Here is a 4,891-nt window from a genome sequence, read left to right on the forward strand (position 1 = left end):
GCTATCGCTCACTAATCTTTTTAACGCTCGTTTCAATGGATTGAAGCTCGTCTGCAAATCGTATGTCGGCTTTAAAAATTTTTATTTACAGTAATAGCCATTCTTCAGCAATGACGATTTTAGATTTCGTTATTAACAGTGAATTTGAATATTGAAAAAGGATGAAGAAAACGGCATTAAAACTCACACGTTAAGAAAATGATTGAATGGAACGTAAAAAAGGTTTTAGCCCGTAAGGTTTTTAAAATCTTTAGTGAAATGAGAACATTTTTAGTAGAGAGGTTTACAGCCAAGAGTTTTTTGATTACTTTTTTGCTCATTTCACCGTAGGGCATATGAATACCGTTAATTAAAATAGATAAGCTATGAATAAAAAAGTGATAGAAAGATTATTCTCGTTTTCAAAACTATATTTCATTCATTTTTTATTCATGAGTTATTATTGTTTCTAAATAAATTCATATGCCCTTTGGGGAACCTTGATGAAAAAACATTTGAGATTAAGAATTTGAAATTAAAAGGAGAAGCTCCTGTGGAGCTTAGATAAAATTGTTACAAGTTGATTAATAATTATATGTTCATTTTTTCCTTGATGAAAAAACGAACCAAAAAAATCAAGACTTCGATTTTCGACGTTCAATCTTCATTTTACTCTCTAAAAATATTAAATGGCTCGCTATCGCTCACTAATCTTTTTTACGCTTGTTTCAATGGATTGAAACTCGTCTGCAAATCGTATGTCGCCTTTAAAATTCTTATTTACAGTAATCTCAACTCTTCAGCAATGACGGTTTCCAGAGAAAAATTTTAAAGACACTATAGAAATGGAAGTACCTTATTTTATTGTACTTTTAATAATATTGGTTCAATCAATTGGTGCATTAGCTTTACTTTTAGGTTTTTTAACAAGAATAGCTGCAGCCGGAAATTTTATCATAATGGTAGGTGCTTTGTTTGTTCATTTTAAAAATGACTGGAGTATGAATTGGTATGGTAAAAAACGGAGAAGGTATAGAGTATTTTGTTTTGCTGCTCGGAGTTATACTTGTTTTAATAATAGATGGAGGAGGTTTATTTTCGTTAGATTCTATGATTAAAGTATTTTTGAATAAGTATCAATTCTATTTTTAAATATTATAAAAGGTATTACTTAATGTTTATAAATTGTAATTTAAAAAAAATATTTGTTAATCTTTTACAAAATTATATTGTGTACAATATAATTTTGTAACTTTGTTATGTAATTTAATATTGATCAACTATGAAAGATACGCTAGAACTAGATAATCAATTTTGTTTTCCCATATATGCGCTTTCAAAAAAGATAATCAACATGTACCGTTTGTATTTAGATCCACTTGATATTACCTATCCACAGTATTTAGTGCTTATGGTTTTATGGAAAGAAGAACAGCAAACAGTAGGGCAATTAGGTGAAAAACTTTTTTTAGACAGCGGTACACTAACACCCTTACTAAAAAGAATGGAGCAAAAAGAAATGGTTGTTAGAAGTAGAAATATTGAAGATGAGCGCATTGTAGTAATTTCTTTGACCAAAAAAGGAAGTGCTTTGAAAGAGAAAGCCAAAGATATTCCTGAAAAATTGTTAGAATCAATGGCGATATCTGTAGATGAGCTTAAACAATTAAAAAAAATAGCAAATAAAATTTTAAACAAACAACAATGAAAAAATTATATGAAACTCAGGCTACAGCTACGGGAGGTAGAAGTGGACAAGTAAAAAGTGAAAACGGTGTTTTAGATATGCAAGTACGTACTCCAAAAGCATTAGGAGGTGCAAATGATGACTTTTTAAACCCTGAAATGCTATTTGCAGCAGGATATTCTGCCTGTTTTGATAGCGCTTTGAATTTGGTGATCAAACAGCAAAAAATAAAAACAGGAGAAACGAGCGTTACAGCAAAAGTAGCTATCGGACAATTAGAAAGCGGAGGTTATGGTCTTGCAGCTGAGATACATGCTAATATACCAGGTGTTTCAATGGAAGAAGCTCAAAAGCTTATTGAAACAGCACATAAAGTATGTCCTTATTCTAATGCAACTCGTGGAAATATTGAAGTTATATTAAGTGTTTCTGTAAATTAATACAAATGATATGGAAATTATAGCAAGTATTTTAACCGCAGTTGTTGCAATTGAACATTGTTACATTCTTTGGATGGAAATGTTTGCTTGGGAAACAGCAGGTAAAAAAACATTTAAATCTTTACCAAAAGATTTATTTACTCCTACGAAAGCATTAGCTGCTAATCAAGGTTTATATAACGGTTTTTTGATTGCAGGACTTATTTGGTCTTTTCTTATAGAAAATCATGAATGGAGTTGTAATATTCGTCTATTCTTTTTAGGATGTATTACTGTTGCAGGTATTTTTGGAGGTATAACCTCTGGTAAAAAAATATTTTTGATACAAGGTATTCCTGCTTTAATTACCATGTTGTTTGTGTTTTTAACTAAATAATTAAAAAAATGTCATTAATAGAAGATTTAAATTGGAGACATGCAGTAAAAGCATACAATCCATCGCAAAAAGTTAGTCAAGATAAAATTGATAAAATTTTAGAAGCTGCTAGACTAGCACCTACTTCATCTGGATTACAACCTTTTAAAGTATTAGTTGTAGAGAACCAAGATTTAAAAAATCAATTGGTAAAAGGAGCTCTTAATCCTGAATGTATGAGAGATTGTTCACATGTAATTATTTTTGCTGCTTGGGACAACTATACAGCAGAAAGAATTGATAAAGTATATGATTTTACTACAGATGAAAGAGGATTGCCAAGAGGTCGTTTCGGAAGTTATACAGATAAAATAAAAGGTATTTACTTGAATACACCAGCAGAGGAAAATTTTGCACATACTGCTCGTCAAACTTATATTGCGTTAGGGCTTGCATTAGCACAAGCAGCTGAGTTAAAAGTTGATGCTACTCCTGTAGAAGGTTTTGATAACGCTATTGTAGATAAAGTTTTAAAATTAGACCAGCTAGGTCTTAAAAGTGTATCTTTAATGTATGTTGGTGTTGCCGATCCTGAATTAGACTGGATTGGATCTATGAAAAAAGTTAGACTACCAAGTGAAGAATTTATTGTTGAATTTAAATAATTAAAATTATGAAAATATTATTTGTTGTTACTTCTCATGATGAATTGGGAAATACAGGACATAAAACAGGATTTTGGGTAGAAGAATTTGCTGCTCCTTACTACAAATTTGTAGATGCTGGACACGAAGTTACTATTGCTACACCTAAAGGTGGACAAGCTCCTATAGATCCTAATAGCGAAACTGAAGCTGCACAAACAGAAGCTACAGAGCGTTACAATAAAGACGAAAATGTTAAAGCTTTAATTGCAAATACACATGTATTAGCTAATGAAAAAGCTGAGGATTACGATGCTATTTTCTATCCAGGAGGTCATGGACCACTATGGGATTTAGCAAATGATGTGCATTCTCAACAATTGATTTTAGATTTCTATAATGCTGGTAAACCAGTTGGTGCTGTTTGTCATGCTCCAGGAGTTTTCAAGAATATTACTTTAAGTAATGGAGAACCTTTTGTAAAAGGAAAAAATGTAACTGGTTTTTCTAATTCTGAAGAAGATGCTGTACAATTAACAGATGTTGTTCCATTCTTAGTTCAGGTTGAATTAGAAAAATTAGGAGGTCATTACTCTAAAACTGAAGACTGGGGAGTGCATGTTGTAGAAGACGGTTTATTAATTACAGGTCAAAATCCTGCATCTTCGGAAGAAGTTGCTGAGAAAATGATTACTTACTTACAAAGTAATTTATAAAAATTTTTATTTAATATAAATATTGATTCGTATTTGCGTTAGGGATTGTAGAGAAAATCCTTTCCTGATTAGAAAAGATTGCAACGGAAATCCCGACCAAAGGGAACGCCCAAATTTTATATTTTATATTTTATATAAAAGAATTCAATCAACTGTGAAAGTGATGATGATGATGAATTGATTGAATTTCAAGAGCCTATTTTAATACTTATCAAATAATTTATTTCAAATTATTTGATACTTAATTTTAAGTAGGCTCTTATTTATAGCAATAAACTGTAAAAATCACTGCCGTTTCAAATAAAAATCCATTTATTTTCCTTCATTAATTCCTTACTTTGTTAAACAAAAACTTCTATTGTTTTTTAAATAAAACAAATCCTTCATTTATGTTGAATATTTGAAGAGAAAAAGTATAGAATGAGATGAGTTTCTTTCATTACTTTTTTGAATTTATTAAATATGTTTCCATTTATGTTATTTCTATGTTATAATTACACATAAAGTAGAGAGTTTAATTATTATTGTGTACCTTTTAAAAAAATAAGTATGACAACTGGAAGAATTAATGATGAATTGGATAATTTAATATATTATATTAATGAATATCAAAAATCTCAATTTGCTTTAAGTAAAGCTATAAATAAAACTCAAATAGATGATGCTAATTATACTGTAGAACTTAACTTATTAGCAATAGAAGCGGTTTTTAATTTGAATCATGAATTAAAAGAAATTCTATTGCTTAATGAGAAAAATAAAAAAGAATGTATAGAAGGTTCTTTTTTATCTAAAAATTTTATAAACGATGTGAGAAATTATATTCAAAATGTAAAAAATTACGCTTAAAAGCTATTCAGAATTTTATATTATGATATTTCAAATGGGTTTGACTGTATTACAGTTGAACCTTTTTTCAAATATAATTAAGAGTTGATTTAAAAATAACCCCAAATTATCAATTGGGTGTGTCCATATAGTAATGAACTTAAGAATGGATATCCTAACGAAAGTTCCAGAGTAAGAAAAGGTATATAATACTTATCTTACAATTATGAAAGGAATAAAAA

General features: G+C 29.4%; 7 protein-coding genes. All 7 read left to right on the plus strand.

What is annotated here, in order from left to right; translation table 11 throughout:
• The first annotated feature begins 824 nt into the window (after positions 1-824).
• The 7 genes from HXZ69_RS15355 to HXZ69_RS15025 all read left to right on the plus strand — a co-directional run bounded on the left by HXZ69_RS15355 (position 825) and on the right by HXZ69_RS15025 (position 4,670).
• The gene (locus HXZ69_RS15355) at positions 825-1,097 is read left to right on the plus strand and encodes a DoxX family membrane protein (protein WP_221856559.1); all 273 of its coding nucleotides are present in this window, start codon (positions 825-827) and stop codon (positions 1,095-1,097) included.
• Between the two features lie 164 nt (positions 1,098-1,261).
• Entirely contained in the window at positions 1,262-1,687 is a 426-nt protein-coding gene (locus tag HXZ69_RS15000; protein WP_038330686.1) for a MarR family winged helix-turn-helix transcriptional regulator, read from the plus strand.
• Positions 1,684-2,106 (plus strand): organic hydroperoxide resistance protein, encoded by a 423-nt coding sequence (locus HXZ69_RS15005; protein WP_038330684.1) that lies wholly within the window; start codon positions 1,684-1,686, stop codon positions 2,104-2,106. The genes HXZ69_RS15000 and HXZ69_RS15005 overlap by 4 nt, the downstream gene beginning before the upstream one ends.
• Positions 2,107-2,116: 10 nt before the next feature.
• Positions 2,117-2,482, plus strand: coding sequence for a DUF1304 domain-containing protein (locus HXZ69_RS15010; protein WP_038330681.1), 366 nt, complete (start codon positions 2,117-2,119; stop codon positions 2,480-2,482).
• A gap of 8 nt (positions 2,483-2,490) precedes the next feature.
• Positions 2,491-3,126: a nitroreductase family protein gene (locus HXZ69_RS15015; RefSeq protein ID WP_286496449.1), complete on the plus strand. Its 636-nt coding sequence runs from the start codon at positions 2,491-2,493 to the stop codon at positions 3,124-3,126.
• An 8-nt stretch (positions 3,127-3,134) separates the two neighbouring features.
• Complete coding sequence (locus HXZ69_RS15020) at positions 3,135-3,821, plus strand: type 1 glutamine amidotransferase domain-containing protein (RefSeq protein ID WP_286496450.1); 687 nt, start codon at positions 3,135-3,137, stop codon at positions 3,819-3,821.
• 549 nt (positions 3,822-4,370) lie between these two features.
• The gene (locus HXZ69_RS15025) at positions 4,371-4,670 is read left to right on the plus strand and encodes a hypothetical protein (protein ID WP_221856567.1); all 300 of its coding nucleotides are present in this window, start codon (positions 4,371-4,373) and stop codon (positions 4,668-4,670) included.
• Positions 4,671-4,891 lie beyond the last annotated feature (221 nt).

This window comes from Empedobacter sp. R132-2 (genome assembly GCF_030324375.1).
GTDB classification, from domain to species: Bacteria; Bacteroidota; Bacteroidia; order Flavobacteriales; family Weeksellaceae; genus Empedobacter; species Empedobacter falsenii_B.

Bases quoted from the DNA above. Each gene is read 5' to 3' on its own strand.
- HXZ69_RS15015 (WP_286496449.1), top strand. From the start codon at position 2,491: ATGTCATTAATAGAAGATTTAAATTGGAGACATGCAGTAAAAGCATAC.
- HXZ69_RS15025 (WP_221856567.1), top strand. From the start codon at position 4,371: ATGACAACTGGAAGAATTAATGATGAATTGGATAATTTAATATATTAT.
- HXZ69_RS15000 (WP_038330686.1), top strand. From the start codon at position 1,262: ATGAAAGATACGCTAGAACTAGATAATCAATTTTGTTTTCCCATATAT.
- HXZ69_RS15355 (WP_221856559.1), top strand. From the start codon at position 825: ATGGAAGTACCTTATTTTATTGTACTTTTAATAATATTGGTTCAATCA.
- HXZ69_RS15005 (WP_038330684.1), top strand. From the start codon at position 1,684: ATGAAAAAATTATATGAAACTCAGGCTACAGCTACGGGAGGTAGAAGT.
- HXZ69_RS15020 (WP_286496450.1), top strand. From the start codon at position 3,135: ATGAAAATATTATTTGTTGTTACTTCTCATGATGAATTGGGAAATACA.
- HXZ69_RS15010 (WP_038330681.1), top strand. From the start codon at position 2,117: ATGGAAATTATAGCAAGTATTTTAACCGCAGTTGTTGCAATTGAACAT.